Source organism: Paraburkholderia fungorum, from assembly GCF_046027605.1.
Lineage (GTDB): Bacteria > Pseudomonadota > Gammaproteobacteria > Burkholderiales > Burkholderiaceae > Paraburkholderia > Paraburkholderia fungorum_F.
On sequence record NZ_JAQQEF010000021.1, the window covers coordinates 62,613 to 80,379 of the forward strand.

The window sequence follows — 17,767 nt, forward strand, 5'->3', positions numbered from 1 at the left end:
CTGGAAGGGATTCTGGCGCCGTCGACTGCACTGCCGATCACAGGTAGGTACTGGAAAAGCGGCAGGATCGCGACGCACCGGCGTGCAAATATCGATGAGCAATGCCGTGAGCCAATGACACGTTTGATGCCCGCGCTAATATGCACGAATACAAAAAGCCTTAGACAGGGAGTGAGTTCATGTACATTCATCCAGTGATTCTCTGCGGCGGTAGCGGTACCCGACTTTGGCCAATGTCGCGGGGAGGATACCCGAAGCAGTATCTCAGGTTGACCGGCGAAAACACCTTGGTTCAACAAACTGCATTGCGCCTGCGAGGTATCAGGAACGTTGCGGCTCCCATCGTCGTCACGAATAATGAACAGCGCTTTCTGGTCGCCGAACAGTTCCGACAAGTGGATATTGCACCGGCATCGATCATCCTGGAGCCTGTCAGCCGTAACACCGCGCCTGCCATTGCAATTGCCGCGCTGGCAGCGATGCGCGAATCTGCGGAATCCCTCCTGCTCGTTCTGCCGTCGGATCATGTGATTACCGGCGAAGCAGCGTTCGTGGAGGCAGTCGAAGCCGCCGCTCAGATCGCCAAAGACGGTTATCTGGTCACCTTCGGTATTGCTCCAACCGAGCCACACACTGGCTATGGCTACATCCGTGCTGGCGCGCAGCTTGGCGAATACATCCATGCATTCTCAGTAGACGCTTTTGTCGAAAAACCGGACGAGGCCACGGCGCAGCATTTCCTTGATGAAGGCGGCTACTTCTGGAACAGCGGCATGTTCATGCTGCAGGCTTCGACCTTCATGAAAGAACTGCGCCTTTACGAACCAGAAATCGCCGCGCAGGCAGAACTTGCACTCAACGGGGCGCAGCTCGACAACGACTTCACTCGTCTCGACGCCAAAGCCTTCGCCTCCTGCCCGAACGTTTCGATCGACCACGCCGTGATGGAGAAAACGAAGCGCGCTGCGGTCATTGCCACAACGAACCTCGGCTGGAACGATATCGGCTCGTGGACTGCGCTTGCCGATATCGCAGAACACGATGTCCAGGGTAATTCGCTTCTCGGCGACGTCCTCACCGAAGCGATGACCAACTCATATGTGCGCGCGGAGCATCGACTGGTGGCCGCCATTGGCCTCGATAATGTCGTCATCGTCGAGACCGCTGACGCCGTACTGGTCGCCCATCGGGACCAGGTGCAGGACGTCAGGAAAATCGTGGCTCAGCTTAATGCGGCGGGCCGTCACGAGTCGGTCACACATCGTCGTGTGGCGCGCCCCTGGGGCTCATACGAAGGCATCGATAGCGGTGACCGCTTCCAGGTCAAACGCATCGTCGTGCGCCCCGGCGCGCAACTGAGCCTGCAGATGCATCATCACCGTGCCGAGCACTGGATTGTCGTAAAGGGCACAGCACTCGTTACGAACGGTGCAAACGAGATCATCCTGACAGAGAACCAATCGACCTATATTCCACTAGGAATCACGCACCGTCTGAAGAACCCAGGCAAGATCCCGCTAGAATTAATCGAAGTGCAATCCGGTGCCTATCTCGGCGAAGATGACATCGTGCGATTCGAAGACACATATGGGCGCGCGGAGAAGGCCTAGCACCCGTATTCGGGGACGAGTCATTGAGATCCGGGCGGTCTAATCGGCCACCCGAAACACAGCCACTGCATCGCGCAACGCGACAGCATGCTCTTCCAGCGATTTGGCCGCCGCCGCGGCCTCTTCGACGAGCGCCGCATTGTGCTGTGTGACTTCGTCGATCTGGGAGACCGCCTTGTTGACCTGTTCGATCCCGTCGCTCTGTTCGAGCGCTGACGCCTCGATCTCATTCATGACGCCCGTGACGCGTTGAACCGCTTCCATGGCTTCGTGAATCGTCTTCTGCGCATCCGACACGAGCGACGCCCCGTGTTCTACCTTGGCCGCCGATTCGCCGATCAATTCCTTGATCTCCTTCGCCGCCGAGCCGGAGCGCTGCGCGAGGCTGCGCACTTCCGAGGCGACGACAGCAAAGCCGCGCCCCTGCTCCCCCGCGCGGGCTGCCTCGACGGCTGCGTTCAACGCGAGGATGTTGGTCTGAAAGGCGATGCCCTCGATCATGCCGATGATCTCGGCGACCTTACGCGACGACTCGGTGATTCCGTCCATTGTCTCGGTGACGCGCGACACAACAGCGCCACCGCGCGTCACCGTATCCAAGGCACCCTGCGCCAACCGGTTTGCCTGCTTCGCATTGTCGGCATTCTGCTTCACTGTTGCCGAGAGTTGCTCCATGCTCGCCGCGGTCTGCTGAAGCGCCGCCGCCTGCTGCTCGGTGCGCGACGACAGGTCGGCATTGCCTGAGGCAATCTCGTTCGCGCCATGCGTAATCGCCGTCGTGCTGCCGCGCACCTTCGATACCGTCTCGACGAGACCATCGCGCATCTTCGTCAGCGCGCTCAATAACTGGCCCATCTCGTTGCGCGACCTGCTCCCGATTGAGATCGTCAAATCTCCCGCAGCAATTCGCTCGAAGTGTTTGATGGTCGCATTGACCGGCTTGATCACCGCCGCCGATAAGCCGATCCGTGCCATCACGCCAATCACGATGGCAACCGCGCCGATCGCCCCAAACAGCAGCGTCGCCATCTGGAACCGCTGGGTCGCGGTCTCAGACTGCTGGCGTTGGCTGTCCATCTGCAAGCGCTGGAGCCCGTCGATGGCTTTCGAATAGGCCGCGTAGAAGCTGTTCGCCGTTTCGCCTTGAATATTGCGGAAGGTGTTGAAGTCGAAATCCGTCAAAGCCTTGAACTCGGGCTCGATGGCCTGATCGACGAGCGCGGTGCGCGCCTGCGCGACGTTCTGCGCGAGCTTCTTCTCGGCGTCACTCGCAAACGGGGCGGCCATGTAATTGGCGAAGTCCTTGTTCGACTCGATCAGCACCTTGTGCGCGGCCGGCAACAGATCGTCGGTTTGCTTGCCGACGCTAAAGAGCGTCTGATAGGTGCCGAGCGCGAGCTGCACTTGCAGCAGCTTTTCCGAGCTTGCCTTCAGATGTGACAGTGCCACGCCGCTATTCCGCGTTTCGTCGAGGCTGCTGTTGGCGAGCTTGAGCGCGCCGTAGCCGACGCCGATTACGATCAGCAGGAAAGCGACGAATACGCTGATCACGAGCGTCAAGCCGCCACGAATGGTGAGATTGTTAAGCATTGGGTCTCCGGAACGTCTATAGATCAGCGGCGAACCCCGCGATATGCCGGCGACCGTCTTTTCGCCGGCAATTTATACTTCGCCGCATCCAGGTTAACGGCCTTCGCGAGACTTCCTTACATAGGTGAAATCCATAACGGACACGGGTTTGCGGGCAGTTCAGGCGTCACTATCTGGGATTTTCGCGGCATCGGAGCGAGCGCCGCTTTTCGGGGCGCCCTGCGTTTCGTTTGTATAATTCGGCGTCTTCGCTCAGGCTCACTTTCATGCTTAGTTTTGCGCTCGGTTTTCTCGTTTCGCTGCTGATCACGCTGTTGATCGTGCGCTATGCCCATTTGCATGAAAAATTCTCCACCGATACCGATCTGGCCGGCGTGCAGAAATTCCATGCGCGCCCGGTGCCGCGCATCGGCGGGACCGGGATTCTGGTCGGGCTGATCGTGTCCGCCATGCAGTTGCATCATGCGTATCCCGCGGTGTCGGGCGGCATCCTGGGGCTGATCGCGTGCGGCATGCCGGCGTTCGGCTCGGGATTGATCGAGGATCTGACCAAGCGCGTGTCGCCCCTCGCGCGGCTTGTTTGCACGATGGCCGCCGCCGCTCTCGCCTACTTCCTGCTGGATATCGCCGTCACACGCATCAGCGTGCCGCCTTTGGACTTTCTGCTGTCTTACGCGGTGATCTCCTGCGCGGTCACGGTGCTGGCGGTCGCGGCACTCGCCAACGCGATCAATATCATCGACGGCTTCAACGGCCTTGCCTCGATGGTCGCGTTCATGATGTTCGCGTCACTCGCTTACGTGGCGTTCCAGGTGTCCGATCCGATCGTGCTGTCGGCGTCGTTCATGATGATGGGCGCGGTGCTCGGCTTCTTCATCTGGAATTTCCCGGCAGGGTTGATTTTCCTCGGCGACGGCGGCGCGTATTTCATCGGCTTCATCCTCGCCGAGCTATCCATCATGCTGGTGATGCGCAACCGCGATGTATCGGCGTGGTATCCGGTGCTGCTCTTCATGTACCCGATCTTCGAGACCTGCTTCTCGATCTATCGGAAGAAATTCATTCGCGGGATGTCGCCGGGGATTCCCGATGGCGTGCATCTGCATATGCTCGTTTATAAGCGGTTGATGCGTTGGGCGGTGGGGGCGAGAACGGCACGGGAATTGACGAGGCGGAACTCGCTGACGTCGCCGTATCTGTGGTTGCTATGTCTGATCGCAGTCGTACCGGCGACCTTGTTCTGGCGGCATACGCTGCATCTGTTCTGTTTCGTGGTGGTGTTTGCAGCGACTTATGTGTGGCTTTATATGAGCATTGTGCGGTTCAAGTCGCCGCGGTGGATGGTGGTGAGGAAGGGGAAGCGGTAACGGAAAAAGGCGCTCAGATGGCGATTTTCTTAATGCATGACAGCAACTGGACCACCTATACGGGTCTAGGAAGCCCGCGTGACCGAGGTAACGCTGCCGACACTACGCAACACCGGTGCGGTGGCTGGTTGATATTCCGGCACCCAGCGGCGCAGGTCGCGGCGAACTTCGTCGTCGCTTAACACGCGATGCTGCATAAGCCACGGCAACAACTTGTCCAACAGATCATCCGACACTTCGCGCGCGCGTGCGGTCCGCAACTTAGGATGCGGTGTGCGTGTCGTCGTTTCGTCGCAAGCCAGCAGTTCTTCGTAGAGCTTTTCGCCAGGCCGCAGCCCCGTAAAGACGATCCGAATCTGCTCCTCGCTAAAGCCGTACAACCGAATCAAATCGCGCGCCAGGTCGACGATCTTCACTGGCTCGCCCATGTCGAGGATAAAGATCTCGCCGCCATGCCCCATGCTCGACGCTTGCAGCACGAGCTGCGACGCTTCCGGGATGGTCATGAAGAAGCGCGTGATCTCGGGGTGCGTCACCGTGACAGGGCCGCCCTTCGCAATCTGCTGCTGGAACTTGGGAATGACACTGCCGGCGCTGCCGAGTACGTTTCCGAACCGAACTGTCTCGAACTGTGTACGCGCGCTGGTCTGCTGCAAAGCCTGACACGCCATTTCCGCCAAACGCTTGCTCGCGCCCATGACGTTAGTCGGATTAACTGCCTTGTCGGTCGAAATCAGCACGAAATGCTTCACGTCGTGACGAATCGCAGCGCGACCCACCCGATAGGTGCCGAGCACGTTGTTACGCACGGCCTGCCATGCGTTCTGCTCTTCCATTAGCGGGACGTGTTTATAGGCGGCCGCATGAAATACGATGTGCGGCGTGTGACGCGACATCACCTGATCGAGCAGCAGCGAGTCCTTGGCATCGCCGATGACCGGAATCACCGACACGTCTGGAAAACGCTCGCCCAATTCTTCAGTAAGCCGATAAATCGCGAATTCAGACAAGTCATAAGCAATAAGTTGAGCCGGCTGGAAGCGCAAAATCTGGCGGCACAATTCGGAGCCGATAGACCCGCCTGCCCCGGTGACCATCACTATCCTGCCATGCAGCAGCGCTTCTACATGGGGTGTATCGATATTGATCGGATCGCGGCCCAGCAAATCTTCGAGGTCGATCTGCCGCACGCGCGACAGGAACGCCTGGCCTTGCGTGACATCGGTTAGCGCAGGCAGCACAAGCGCACGTACGCCGGCGCGCACGCAAAGCGTCGCGACACGCCGCTGCACATCCACCGTGGCGGACGGAATGGCAATGATTGCGTATTCGGTCTTCAGCGTCTCAGCCAGTTGCGGCAATTCGCTCATCGAACCGAGCACTTTGTAGCCATAGATCTCGCGCCCGTGCTTGGAAACATCGTCGTCAAGGAGGCCGACTAAACGCCATTCGCTCGAACGCGACAGCTCACGCGCGAGACTTGCGCCCGCGTTGCCGGCGCCCAACACGACGACCGGCTTACCCTGTGCAACGAGCCCACCATACAAATAGAACTCTTTGGTGGCACGGTACAGTGCGCGTGATCCGCCCATCGCGAGAAACAGAAATAGCGGCGACACCACCAGTACCGAGCGCGGCACGATTGGCACAGGTTGGACCAGCACCGAAACAACCATGGCGACGAGCGCCCCGGCGACGACTGCTTTCGATATACGAACGAGATCCGGCAAGCTCGCAAAGACCCACATGCCGCGGTACAAGCCGAAGATACGGAACATGACGCCGTACGTCGGTAGGACCCAGAGGAGCGAGTGCAGTGCCCCGGCCCGGAAGTCGTCCGGGACCACACCGTTGAAGCGGATGATGTACGCGATCAGCCAGGCAGCGGCAACCGCGCATAGGTCAAAAAGGAAAGCGCTAAAAGACAGCCAGACGGCCTTGTTTCTTAGCATCAGCGTCATACCTCAGTTATCGGACAGTGTTGATTGGAAACGACGCCAGCGCAAATCGACCAAAGCGCCTGCTGCACAGAGGACGACGATCCAAACGGCCAGCACACACGACTGAAAAATCACTGAACGGCCAAGAGCACTAACAGCAAGTATTATGCCAGCCATCATAAGTACATACCACGTCAACGCTGTTCTGGTGTGCCCAATTCCCGAACGCACCATACGTTGATAGTAGTGCTCGCGGTGCGCTTGCCAAAATCTTTCGCCGCGCAGCAGCCTGCGAGCAAGCGTAATCGAGGCATCGGCGATGAACGGCGCGAACACCAGAATGGGGAACGAGACGGGCCAAACTCCCCCGCGCCAACCCCAGTAACCAAGCGCCCCAGCAAGAAAACCCAGCGAGATCGATCCAGCGTCACCGAGAAAAATGCGTGCTGGGTGGAAATTGAATAACAGGAAGCCGAGCGCGGCGCCCGAGATCGCCGCCGACGACCACGCCAATTCCGGCATGGGATGGTCGCTAAGCAGCGCTCCGGCCGTGTAACCGGCGAAGCCGAACAGCGCCATGCCGCCGGCCAGACCGTCCGCGCCGTCCATAAAATTGTAAAGATTAACCAGCCATATCATCAAAAAGGCGAGAACTGCCAGTGCCCACCAAGGGGCATCGGCGGGAAAAAGCGCTACCAGCCCGATGACGGAGATCAGATGCGCAGCGAACCTGACCCTCGCCGGCAATCCCCGCCGGTCATCGATTTGCGAAATCGCTGCAAGAAAGGCGGTGCCAAGAGCGGCATACCAAAGGCTTGGCGCGAGCTCAAACGTCGCCGCTACGGCCACCGGTACGATGCCCCAGCCGCCGACGCGCGGTGTGGGTACGACATGTAGTGAGCGGTCGTTCGGGACATCCGTGGCAAGCCGCCACGCAATCCCGGTTCGGAGCAGCGCCCACAGGAGGGCGGCGCATGCGCATGCCGCGCCAAACGCGACCGCGGTTATTGCGACCCACGTAGGCAAGGTCGAAAGGTACATCAGCATGCGCGCCCTCAATGCGTGGATCGATACCAACGGGCGGTTTCGGCCAGCCCCTCGTCGGTGGAATACGGCGGTTGCCAACCGAGCGTCGTGCGTATGCGCGCGGTGTCGAGTTGCAGAGCGCCGACCAGCCGTTCCACGTGCGCCGAGCGACCTGTCAGCCTGCCTGCGAGCTGCAACAATCCAGGAGGCACCGACAACAAGCGCGCAGTCTTTTGCAGATGTCCAGCGAGCGAACGCACCAACTCGGCGACTGTCGGATCTGCGGCGTCTGCGACGTGAAAACATTCGTGGGCTGCGCGCGGATCTATCGCGCAATGCATCAAGGCGTCCGCAAGGTTCTTCACATAGATCAGGCTGCGCCGCGCGCCGACTGAAGCTAGTGGTAACGGCATCCCCCTCCAGACCGCGTCCATCAAACGCAGGAAGTTGGCGCGCACCTGGGGTCCGTAGACCAGTGGTGGTCGCACGATTACGACATCCAGGCCGAACTCTTCGCCATAGCTTAACAATGCCTCCTCGGCGGCGAGCTTCGAACGCCCGTATGCGTCCTGCGGCATCGGCGGATCGTCTTCGCGTAACGGACGGCCAGAATCGCCCTCGGCCAGCGCCTTAATGCTGCTGACAAAGACAAAACGCCTTACTCCATGACGCTGTGCGGCCTGCGCAATGCGCAGCGTGCCGTCGACGTTGGTCGCGCGAAACGCTGCGTCCGGATCGGTAGACTCTTCGCGCATCACATGGACTCGCGCCGCCAGGTGTACGACACAGTCCACTTGCAATGCTGCAGGCCATGTCGCGTCGACGCCGGCAAAATCGACGCTTGCGTCGACCCATTCGCCTACCTCGCTTCCAAGCTGCCCCTCACGCCTGACAAGGCCGGTGACCGTGTGTCCAGCGTCAAGCAATGCGCGGCATAGCGCACGACCGACAAATCCGTTGGCCCCCGTGACGAGCACATGACTCATAACCACTTCCAGCCAAACCGGTTGAAGAATTTGTACGCCGACGCCATGAACATGCGAATGTGCGCGGAGCCTTTACGCGCCGCGCCTCCGCCGTGATGCCGCACGCGCACGGCGGGCGCGTAGACAACCCGGGTGACGTCATGTGCACGAAGACTCAAATCGTAGTCCTCGAAGTAAAGGAAATAACGGGCATCGAAGCCCTCTAGCCGTCTCAGCACGGTCGTGCGGAACAGCATGAAACAGCCGCTGACGATGGGTGGGTCCCACACGATGTCGCGCGCGTTGATCCGGTCACGCATCTCGTAGCGAGCGAGGCGGCGCGCAAACAACCGTCGCAGCCGTGCCGGTAAAAAACCCCGCGCAAACAGATCGAGTAGCGTCGGGTAGCGCCGGCACAGGAACTGTTGCTGCCCATGCTCGTCGCCGATCCAAGGCGTGATCAGACCGGCTTCCGCGTGCGCATCGAAGAAATCGAGAGCTTGCTTGAGAGCGTCGGGTGCGAGATCAATATCAGGGTTCAACACCAGGTGATAGCGGCTGTTGCTGCCCTCGATCGCCAGGTTGTGGCCGCGGCCGTAGCCCACATTGCCGTGGCCAGTAATAATCTTACAAATGACGCCGTGCGCCCGGAGCCGATCCAGCGTTGCGGAGACGTCCGGCAGACCGCCGTTGTCGACCAGATAAAGTGCCACCGCCCAGTCTGGCCGCTCCGTATGCAACGCATCGCACGCGACGCCAAGGCCGGCGAGCGTTGAAGTTAATTGATCGATATCAGGCTGGTAGACGACCACCGATACGGACAACCCGTCGGGCCCGGAATGCGGCGCGCTAGTAGCTTTCATGTGTATGGAAATGCGTGCCTTATAGAGGGCACTTCGTTGTGTGGCCGCAACAAACACGCAGTTTGCTCAAAATTCCGGAATTCGGCAACCGGCCTTTCCGTTTGTTACGCCTACGGGAGTCTAGCGCAATGTCACCTATGGTCGAGAAATTGAGCACTGGGACCACAGCATTGTCTGACCCGCGGGCAAACGAGGTCCCCTCTGTTTTTCGCTTTCCAGAGGTCTCGGGTTATTCAGCGACATCCTTCGTCTGTTGAGTGGTGATCGAGTCTTGCAGGAACTGAACTGGCGATAGAAACCCGCGCGACGAATGAAGACGACCAGGGTTAAAACCTTTCGATGTATTCAAACAAGTCCGCTGCAGCCTCCCGGTGTCCTTTATTTCAAGCCGCTCCACTCAATTCGCCCACGTTTCGAAATCGTTTTATCAGCACGTATAATCACTGGACCAAGACATCAACAGCTATTTCACCCTGTCCGGAGATCCGGTGGAGCTGCATCTATCCGAGTTGGACACCGATCGCTTTGGCATCAGTGTCGCCAAGATGATTCTTAAGCAAGGCGACTCCGTTGTGCAGTTGTTCGATTTATGCATCGCCGCCGGAGTGAAGTTGCTCATCGCGCGCGTCGCGGCCGAAGAGCGCGATCTGATAAATGAACTGGAAGCAGGAGGAGCCTCGCTTGCGGACACGCTTCTGTATCACAGCAAAGCCATTGAGGCGCGCCACGCCATACCGCTCGCACCGGCATTCAGAATGCGCCTTGCGAACGCGGATGATGCGTCGTCGGTTGAAGCGCTTGCACGGCGAGCGTTCAATGGGTACACGGGGCATTATCACAACGACGTTCGCCTGGACAAGCGCGATGCAAATGAGGTGTACGCGTCCTGGGCCCGGAACTGCTGCCTCAAAATGAGTGCGGACGAGGTTTTCGTCGTCGAGCACAAGGGAGAGATAATCGCCTTCGCCGCGGTCAGGCGCATCGACGACGCCACGATCGACTGTCCCCTTTGCGCCGTCGAAAGTCACTGGCGCGGTCGGCGGCTTCTCGACGCGTTGCTGACTCAATGCGAAAGTTGGGCGCTCGACAAAGGCTATGCTTCGATCGAATACTCGACGCATTGCTCGAACGTTCAAGCGAGATCGGTCATCGAGCGATCGGGCTTCGTCGCCTATAGAAGCGTCCACACCTACCACAAATGGTTCAATGCTCACTGAGCATTTTCCCGATGCACGGCGCGGGGCGATAACTGCCGCACGAGCAATCGCTGTCGTCTTGAACTGGAGTAACAGTTGATCGCACCACGTCTTTTGAGATCGCCGCATTTAATGGCGGCTCTCCTTTTTTCGACTGCCTGGGTCACCGCGCTCTTTCTGTTGCAACGACACTTCGACTTCAACATCGCTGATGGCGGGTTCCTGTGGTACGGCGCAGAGCGCACGCTCGCCGGCGACGTTCCGCTGCGCGACTTCATGGCCTATGATCCCGGCCGTTACTGGCTCGCCGCCATGTTCATGGCCGCCGTGCACGACCACGGCATGGTCACTCTTCGCGCGTGGATGTATCTGGTCGAGGCGGTGGCAGTGTGTCTCGTCGTCGTGACGGTGGCGCGCTCGAGCACCCGCGTCAGCTTCATCCAGTTGTGCGGCGTCGCACTCCTCGCGTCCTTGTGGATGTATCCCGAGCACAAGACGATCGACATCGTGCTATCGATTGCAATCGTTCTGGTGCTGTCGCTGCTCGTTGAAAAGCCTACTGCCGCGCGCTTTTTCTGGGCCGGTGTCTATGTCGGCGCGAGTGCGGTCATAGGCCGAAATCATGGGTTGTACGGGGTCATCGCGTGCTTGTTGACGATCATGCTGCTCAGCCTCAAACACCGCCGTCAGTTTCCGCTCGTTTCGCGAGCCGCGTGGGGCGTGTTGGGCATCGGTGCGGGATACCTGCCGGTAATCCTCGCACTCATCGTGGTGCCCGGATTTGGCTCCGCGTTTGCTCAATCGGTGCTGCTCAACCTCCATTCGAACTCGACAAATTTGCCTCTGCCAGTGCCGTGGCCCTGGCTGGTGAAATTCGACGCACTTGCCCCTCTGGATGTCGCGCAGCAGGTCGCGATCGGGCTTGGATTCGTTGCGCTGCCGTTGTTTTCGCTGGCTGGCGTCGTCCACTTACTCCGTCTTTCCGGCGACGCCATCTCGAAGTCCCATGCCATCTTCGCCGCCGCGGTCATCGCAGCGATACCGTACGAGCACTATGCGTTTTCCCGGGCGGATACGACTCATCTGACGCATTCGGTGTTTCCCATGCTGATCGGCCTGATTTGCTGGCCGGAGGGCAAAAAGTCGATAAAACGTTGGATGATTCCGGTGTTGTTGGTCGCCAGCGCAATCGGAATGTTACCCCTGATGCCGCGACTGGAGGCGCTGCGGAACGGCAACTGGCAGCGTGTTACCGTTGGTGCCGATACGCTGGTGGTCGAGCCCAATACCGCGCAGGCCATTCTTTTTCTCCAGAATATCGATCGCACGTTTGTGCCGCCAGGAAAGACGCTCTGGGTCACGCCGCTGTGGCCCTCGGCGTACCCGCTTCTCGACAGGGTGTCGCCGGTCTGGGATCTCTATGGGTTATTCCACCGCGATCGCCAGTTCGAGGAAGCGGAAATACGGCGTTTGCAACGGGCCCCGGTGGCCGTAGTCGTCGTTGTCGATGGGGCTCTCGACGGAAGGGACGATCTCCGGTTCAAGAATACGCATCCGTTGGAGCAGCAGTATCTTGAGACACACTTCAAGGAACTTCCGTCTGCCAGTCCGGACCCTTCGATTCACGTTTATGTTCCCGTCGCCCCGTGACGCGTTGAGCAATTATCCGTCATCCGTGGTCCGCGACGATCGAGATGACCGCAGAATGGAGTCGAGGATATGCAACAGATGATTTCCATTGTGATACCCGTCTATCGGGCGCAGGACATGCTCGTGCCGTTACACGAGCGAATCACTGCTGCGCTGGCGCATCTATCCATCGCCTATGAGATCGTTTTCGTCGAAGACGCGGGCGGTGACCGGTCCTGGCCCGTCATTGTCGAACTGGCGCAAAAAGACGATCGGGTTCGCGCGTTCCGGCTGTCGCGTAATTTCGGGCAGCACAACGCCCTGTTGTGCGGGATAAAGGCCGCGCGCGGGGACGTGATCGTCACGATGGACGATGACCTTCAGCATCCACCGGAGGAACTGCATAAGCTCCTCTCGGCGATGACCGATGACATCGACGTGGTGTACGGCTTTTCCCCTCACGACAATCCCCATGGTCTGTTTCGGGGTTTCGCGTCCCGCGCGTCGAAATGGGCGCTTCAGGTCGCGATGGGCGTCGACTCCGCCCGCCATGCTTCCGCGTTCCGGGCATTCAGGACACGCCTGCGCGAGGCGTTTGGCGAAGATCAAGGACCGTCGGTCAACATCGACGTCATGCTCACGTGGGGCACGACACGGTTCACCTCAGTCGTCGTCAGGCACGATCAGCGCGCGGGCGGCACTTCCGGCTATACCGTCCGCAAGCTGCTCGCGCATCTCCTCAACATGGTCACGGGTTTCACAGCGCTGCCTTTGCAGATCGCGAGCGTGATGGGCATTCTGTTCTCCGCTGTAGGATTTTTGCTCCTCATCTATGTTTGTCTCGTGCGCTTGATCCACGGCGGAAGCGTGCCGGGCTTTACCTTTCTGGCTTCCGCAATATCGGTTCTTGCCGGGGTCCAGCTGTTCGCACTCGGGATGATCGGCGAATATGTATCGAGGATTCATTTCCGCACCATGGGACGGCCGACCTTTCTGGTTTCCGAGAAAACGGAACGCGGACTTTCGACGTCGAACAACGAAGACCCGCCCGCTGGCATGGCTGGTTTTCAACGTGAATAGATCTGCATGGCGTATGTTTCTTCTTGTGGACGAACCACCGTCCGACTCCGAATGTGCCTGTTTGCTTCAACTGTGATTCGCGAACCTTATGCCTGAAAACTTCTATCCCCGGATGCCTCCGGGTAACGCCTCCATTCCGTTCAATCGTCCACACATGACGGGGCACGAACTGCGTTACATTGCGCAGGCGCACTCGCAAGGCAGGCTTGCCGGCGACGGGCCATTTACCGGCTTGTGCCACGACTGGCTTGAAAAACAGACGGGATCGGTGAGAGCGCTCCTGACACACTCATGTACCGCCGCGTTGGAAATGGCCGCCTTGCTGATCGGCATCGAGCCCGGCGACGAGATCATCCTTCCTTCGTTCACGTTCGTCTCGACAGCGAATGCTTTCGTGCTGCGCGGCGCGAAACCCGTGTTCGTCGATATCCGTCCCGACACGCTCAATATGGACGAAACGCTGATTGAAGCGGCCATTTCGCCGCGCACGAAAGCGATTGTGGTGGTGCACTACGCGGGCGTGTCGTGCGAGATGGACAGCATTCTGAATATCGCGAAAACTCACGGCTTGTCGGTAGTTGAGGATGCGGCGCAGGGCGTCATGGCCAGCTACAAAGGAAGGCCGCTTGGAAGCCTTGGCGATCTCGGCTGCTTTAGCTTTCACGAGACCAAGAACGTCATCTCGGGAGAGGGCGGCGCCCTGCTGGTCAATGACGAGTCGAACGTGCTCAACGCCGAAATCATCCGTGAGAAAGGAACCAATCGTAGTCAGTTCTTTCGCGGAGAGATCGATAAATACACGTGGCAAAGCATCGGCTCGTCTTTTCTGCCGGGTGAACTGACTGCCGCATTTTTGTGGGCGCAACTGGAGGAGGCGGCCTCCATCACGAATATGCGCATGACACTCTGGAATAACTACCACAGGATTCTCGAGCCGCTCGAGCTATCTGGCGCGTTGCGCCGTCCAATCATCCCCAAGGATTGCACGCATAACGCGCACCTCTACTACGTATTGCTGGCGCCGGAATTGAGCCGGGATGACGTTTTGCGTTCGCTCAAGTCCGCAGGCATCCACGCTGTCTTTCACTATGTCCCTCTGCATTCCGCGCCTGCGGGAAGGCAGTTCTGTACGACGTCAGGCGAGCTTGCCGTGACGGACGACCTGTCCGCCCGCCTCATTCGCCTGCCGATGTGGATTGGTCTGTCTGAGGAACAACAGATCTACATCGGCGAAGTCTTATCGACGCTTGTCGGTTAAATGGAGTCACGCTCCCGGGGGCGTTTCGCAATTCAGGTCCCAAGACCGCTCATTCAGTCCGCTCTCGTGGCGACGATGAGTCGCGAGCCGCCTATCGGCAGGCGCAAGCCTGCGCGAATCAGCGCAAACTCGATGTCGCATATGAAAGCGAACAGCTTGTTCAGCCAGGGAGCGAGTTGAAGTTCGCTGGTGATATCGATGTCGCTGACTGCCTTGCCACGGGACATGTAACGGGAAGCGAACATGGCGGGTAAAAGCGCGGAAACGAACGACGTGCTGAGTTTGATTTGAAATCCCGCGCGTTCGATTTTGTCGTGAAGTTCTTTGGCATCGTACCGGCGAACGTGGCAGGCGTAGTCATCCAGCGGGCTCCAGAGCCACGCATGTTGAGGAACGGAAAGAAGCAAAGTCCCATTCGACCTCAAGGCAGTGCGCATTTGCGCGAGCACTGATTCATCTTCTTCAATATGCTCGAGAACGTCGAATGCGCCGATCGCGTCGAAGTGATCCGCGTAGGGGATCGCTCTGCCGTCCATTTGCATAAACTCCACCTGTTCGAGCCTGCGCGAGGCGAAGGTCAGTCCGGCCACGAAAATGTCGCTGCCTTTCAGCGTGCGGCCAGGCCAGTTTGCGGCGATCGCTGACAACACATACCCGGTTCCACAGCCCAACTCGATGAGGCTCTTGAAACCATTGCAGTATCTCTGCACTGCCCACACGATCAGCTTGTTTCGATACCGGAACCAGAAGCTTTGTGCTTCCTGATCGGCGAGTTTGGCGAAGTATTCCGGCTTGAACGATTCCCCCGATCGCGCAAGGTCGGGGGCGAACGCCGCGAATCCATCGATTATCGCTTGTCCCGCATGGCAGGCCGGACAGGGAATGTGCGCAGATGTTGCATCAAACCTATGACCGCACGACAGGCACTTTCTCACTTTGCTCCTCGATGGTTGCTTTGCCGAAACACAAACGCTTTCGATATGAGAAACATGTAAATCGCGACGATCAGAATAGCGGTTGCCTGAACGATGGCTGCCGGCCAATGCAAGCGATCGTGGAATATCAACAAAATGAGCAAGTTGAGACCGTACCCGGAGCACTGAGCGCCCAGAAAACGTGCGGTGTTGCTCACCCAATTGCCCGTGAAGGCAAAGGTCCAGTTCCGATTTACCCAGAAGCTGAACGCGGCAGCCAGCACGTAGACGATACTCATGCCGACCTTCGCTTCAACCCCGCTCGCAATCATCACCAGGAAGAGACAGTAGGCGGACGCATTGGATACGACGCCAACGATGCAGTACTGAATGAATTGCCTTGTCACACTCATGATATCTGGCAGAAATACTCGGCATGCTGGTGTAGTGCATATCAAGCGCCCCGCGCTCCTCGTCGTCAGCCACGGCCTGAATTATCGAACCGAAAATATCCGGGTTGATTACCTGCCAGTCGAGTTGGCCAGCGTGGAGCAGGTAGGTGTGGCCAGTGCGGAAAAGCGCGGTACCTCCTTGCTGCCGCCGAACAGGCGTCATTGACGTACGGAAATCGGTCAGACCAAGTCGGGATCCTGGCCCCGGCGCGCGCGATACCGTTTGAGGGTGCGTTCAACGCGCGAAAGATGGTGGGCTGTTCGGCCAGCTCAGATACCGCGGCTTCGATCTCGACTGCGTTCATGCCTCGTTCGCCTGAGTATTTAAGGGGACCGGCGACTACTCTTCTGCCTGTCGCAGAAAATCTGTAGCTATTTTATCGCCTTCATTGCTAAAGCAGATCATGGGAAGTCGGCCAGAGCGAAGCGTTCGACGAGCAGGCGCCATATTATTGATTTACGAGGCGCGCTTGATCAGGCGCCCGTTCAATGCGTCCTGGATTGGGATCTCGATATAACGGTAGCTAAGGAACCCGACCCACAGCGCAATCGCCATCCAGATTCCAAGCAGGAGCGGCCCTGGGACGCGACCGAGCAAGCCTGCCTTCTCGCAAATGGTCAGCATCGAATAAAGCAGGAACTGGTGCCAGATATAGATCGAGTACGAGGCATCCCCGAACTTCGACCAGAACGGAGCGAACTTCCAGCCCCGCTTCATTTCCAGCGCCACAATTCCATAAATCAGAAATGCACTCGGAACGCCACTGTATATCGTGCGCCACCACGGCCCGAGCGAATACCACGTATTCAGGCGCAATACTTCAAGCCCCACAACGAAGCAGATCGCACCTAGGACCGCGCTGGTTACCGCAAAGCCGAACACACGCCTGCTGATCAACCAAGCAATGAGCATGCCAAAAACGAACTCGAGGACCATCGGAGAGACGGGATAGGCCCCGACCCACGATCCTCCGAAGTACGATCCATACAGAATGATTGCAATGGTTCCGATAGACCATACCGCCAGCACCGACATTACGCCGCGCGGCCAGAGCAGCAGCGCCAGCGCCACAACCGCATAGAAATAAACTTCGAAGCCGAGCGACCACGCCGCCATGATGTGGCTGTTCACATGCGTCACAAGGAAAAGTTGCCGAAGATTAGACGAGTGTTCGATCCAACTCGGCGAGAATTCGACGTATCGCGCGAGAGGCAAAGCAAGCGCCATTACGACCCAGAAGACCGGATAGATACGCGTCAGGCGCTTGACTGTGAAGTTCCAGGCGATCTCTCGCGGGCTGTATCTGGTATCGCTTCCCGACTTCATCGCCACTGTCGCGATGATGAAGCCTGAGATTACGAAAAATATATCGACGCCGCTCGATGCGATCGGACCCATAAAGGGCGTGAGCCAGTCAAACCCCATCCCGGGGTGCAGCAGAATGCTATGCCCCAAAAACACCATCAGCGAGGCGATTCCACGGACAGCCTGAATGTTGGTGATGACCTGGCCGCCGGGGAGCGAGTGCGCCGGTGCCGCTTGAGATAGCGGCCGGTCCTGAAGGGCTGACGCGCCGCCGATTGAGATTGTCATTTTGCCGATTCCTTGCACTTTTCTGGCGCAAGTATATCGGTTTCGACTCAGATCACGGAATTCGCTGGATCGACAAGCGGGAATCGCGGCGGCCATCGCGGGAAAGCAACGTCAGAAAGAATAGCCGGCATCGAACCAACGGTCGGTAGCCGGGGCGACTGCTAGGACAACGCGCTGGCCGAAACGATCAACGGCTTGTACAAGGCTGAACTGTCACTGATCGGCGCGCCGGGCGCCGTCGCTCCGCGTGCGACTAATCAAGCCAGTCAGACCGAGCAACTCG

The 17,767-nt window shown here is 58.6% G+C and carries 14 protein-coding genes and 2 pseudogenes; 6 read left to right on the top strand and 10 right to left on the bottom strand.

The genetic code is table 11. From position 1 onward, the window contains the following. The first annotated feature begins 179 nt into the window (after nt 1-179). A complete protein-coding gene (locus tag PQR53_RS28415; protein ID WP_408461504.1) occupies nt 180-1,610 on the top strand; it encodes a mannose-1-phosphate guanylyltransferase/mannose-6-phosphate isomerase in 1,431 nt (476 codons plus the stop codon). A 39-nt stretch (nt 1,611-1,649) separates the two neighbouring features. On the opposite strand, the gene PQR53_RS28420 is transcribed toward PQR53_RS28415, so the two are convergent. Continuing rightward, entirely contained in the window at nt 1,650-3,200 is a 1,551-nt protein-coding gene (locus PQR53_RS28420; protein WP_408461506.1) for a methyl-accepting chemotaxis protein, read from the bottom strand. Nucleotides 3,201-3,466: 266 nt separating this feature from the next. Between PQR53_RS28420 and PQR53_RS28425 the strand changes: the two genes are divergently transcribed. Then, a complete protein-coding gene (locus PQR53_RS28425; RefSeq protein ID WP_408461509.1) occupies nt 3,467-4,567 on the top strand; it encodes an MraY family glycosyltransferase in 1,101 nt (366 codons plus the stop codon). A gap of 65 nt (nt 4,568-4,632) precedes the next feature. On the opposite strand, the gene PQR53_RS28430 is transcribed toward PQR53_RS28425, so the two are convergent. The 5 genes and pseudogenes from PQR53_RS28430 to PQR53_RS28450 form a co-directional block, all read right to left on the bottom strand. Next, nucleotides 4,633-6,519: a polysaccharide biosynthesis protein gene (locus tag PQR53_RS28430; protein WP_408461638.1), complete on the bottom strand. Its 1,887-nt coding sequence runs from the start codon at nt 6,517-6,519 to the stop codon at nt 4,633-4,635. 12 nt (nt 6,520-6,531) lie between these two features. Further along, nucleotides 6,532-7,554: an MraY family glycosyltransferase gene (locus PQR53_RS28435; RefSeq protein ID WP_408461511.1), complete on the bottom strand. Its 1,023-nt coding sequence runs from the start codon at nt 7,552-7,554 to the stop codon at nt 6,532-6,534. Nucleotides 7,555-7,562: 8 nt separating this feature from the next. Then, the gene (locus PQR53_RS28440) at nt 7,563-8,519 is read right to left on the bottom strand and encodes a UDP-glucose 4-epimerase family protein (RefSeq protein WP_408461514.1); all 957 of its coding nucleotides are present in this window, start codon (nt 8,517-8,519) and stop codon (nt 7,563-7,565) included. Continuing rightward, on the bottom strand, nt 8,516-9,361 hold the full coding sequence (locus PQR53_RS28445; RefSeq protein ID WP_408461640.1) for a glycosyltransferase family 2 protein: 846 nt from the start codon (nt 9,359-9,361) through the stop codon (nt 8,516-8,518). The genes PQR53_RS28440 and PQR53_RS28445 overlap by 4 nt, the downstream gene beginning before the upstream one ends. A gap of 229 nt (nt 9,362-9,590) precedes the next feature. Continuing rightward, a pseudogene (locus PQR53_RS28450) lies at nt 9,591-9,735 on the bottom strand (IS3 family transposase); the annotation flags it as partial. Between the two features lie 114 nt (nt 9,736-9,849). On the opposite strand from PQR53_RS28450, the gene PQR53_RS28455 reads away from it, so the two are divergent. From PQR53_RS28455 to rffA, 4 genes are all read left to right on the top strand, one after another. Continuing rightward, complete coding sequence (locus PQR53_RS28455) at nt 9,850-10,578, top strand: GNAT family N-acetyltransferase (protein ID WP_408461517.1); 729 nt, start codon at nt 9,850-9,852, stop codon at nt 10,576-10,578. Nucleotides 10,579-10,653: 75 nt separating this feature from the next. Next, complete coding sequence (locus PQR53_RS28460) at nt 10,654-12,207, top strand: hypothetical protein (protein ID WP_408461519.1); 1,554 nt, start codon at nt 10,654-10,656, stop codon at nt 12,205-12,207. A gap of 69 nt (nt 12,208-12,276) precedes the next feature. Continuing rightward, nucleotides 12,277-13,266: a glycosyltransferase family 2 protein gene (locus PQR53_RS28465; RefSeq protein ID WP_408461522.1), complete on the top strand. Its 990-nt coding sequence runs from the start codon at nt 12,277-12,279 to the stop codon at nt 13,264-13,266. An 88-nt stretch (nt 13,267-13,354) separates the two neighbouring features. Then, nucleotides 13,355-14,524, top strand: coding sequence for a dTDP-4-amino-4,6-dideoxygalactose transaminase (gene rffA, locus PQR53_RS28470; RefSeq protein ID WP_408461525.1), 1,170 nt, complete (start codon nt 13,355-13,357; stop codon nt 14,522-14,524). A gap of 53 nt (nt 14,525-14,577) precedes the next feature. On the opposite strand, the gene PQR53_RS28475 is transcribed toward rffA, so the two are convergent. From PQR53_RS28475 to PQR53_RS28490, 4 genes and pseudogenes are all read right to left on the bottom strand, one after another. After that, nucleotides 14,578-15,459 (bottom strand): methyltransferase domain-containing protein, encoded by an 882-nt coding sequence (locus tag PQR53_RS28475; protein WP_408461528.1) that lies wholly within the window; start codon nt 15,457-15,459, stop codon nt 14,578-14,580. Then, nucleotides 15,456-15,845, bottom strand: a complete 390-nt coding sequence (locus tag PQR53_RS28480) for a GtrA family protein (RefSeq protein ID WP_408461531.1) — start codon at nt 15,843-15,845, stop codon at nt 15,456-15,458. Before PQR53_RS28480 ends, PQR53_RS28475 begins: the two co-directional genes overlap by 4 nt. Nucleotides 15,846-15,864: 19 nt before the next feature. Then, nucleotides 15,865-16,144 (bottom strand): annotated as a pseudogene (locus PQR53_RS28485) (class I SAM-dependent DNA methyltransferase); the annotation flags it as partial. Nucleotides 16,145-16,347: 203 nt separating this feature from the next. Next, on the bottom strand, nt 16,348-17,484 hold the full coding sequence (locus tag PQR53_RS28490; protein WP_408461534.1) for an acyltransferase family protein: 1,137 nt from the start codon (nt 17,482-17,484) through the stop codon (nt 16,348-16,350). Nucleotides 17,485-17,767: the final 283 nt, after the last annotated feature.